Origin of the sequence: Gluconobacter sp. P1D12_c (assembly GCF_018812105.1) — a bacterium.
Taxonomy (GTDB): Bacteria; Pseudomonadota; Alphaproteobacteria; order Acetobacterales; family Acetobacteraceae; genus Gluconobacter; species Gluconobacter oxydans_A.
The window spans coordinates 1-587 of record NZ_JACSIQ010000194.1 but is presented as its reverse complement, the minus strand read 5'-3'; the positions used below and the strand labels follow the sequence as shown (position 1 = coordinate 587).

The 587-nt window shown below is 57.6% G+C and carries 1 protein-coding gene; it reads left to right on the top strand.

Going from position 1 to position 587, the window contains the following annotated elements:
• Positions 1 to 587 (top strand): Tn3 family transposase (locus KP705_RS16290; RefSeq protein ID WP_215765000.1); only part of this gene is annotated, 587 nt, incomplete at both ends.

Sequence of the window (587 nt, the reverse complement as noted above, 5' to 3'; positions counted from 1 at the left end):
CCCTGCTGACGGTGATCCTGGCGGATGGGATTAATCTTGGTCTGACACGCATGGCCGACACCTGTCAGGGTGCCACCCTGCGCCAGTTGGCGCATCTGCATGACTGGCATATCAGCGAGGCCGGATACGCCGAAGCCCTTGGCCGTATGGTTGCAGCCCATCGTGGGCTGCCCCTGGCGTCACTCTGGGGAGACGGCACATCGTCCTCAAGTGATGGTCAATTGTTTCATGCAGGTGGCAGAGGCGCTGCGATCAGCGATATCAATGCGCGCAATGGCAGTGAACCGGGCGTCAGTTTCTACACCCACATCTCCGATCAGTATGATCCGTTTTCGACCCGGGTGATTGCGGCGACGGCCGGTGAAGCACCCTATGTTCTGGATGGGCTGCTGTATCATGCCAACGGGCTTTCCATTGAAGAGCATTATACCGACACGGGTGGGGCATCGGATCATGTTTTCGGGCTGATGCCCTTCTTTGGTTATCGATTTGCGCCCAGGATACGGGATCTGAAAGAGCGGAAACTTCACCTGTTTCCAGATCAAAGCCCCGGTGATCTCCTGAGTGGAATGGCCGGTGACCCGATC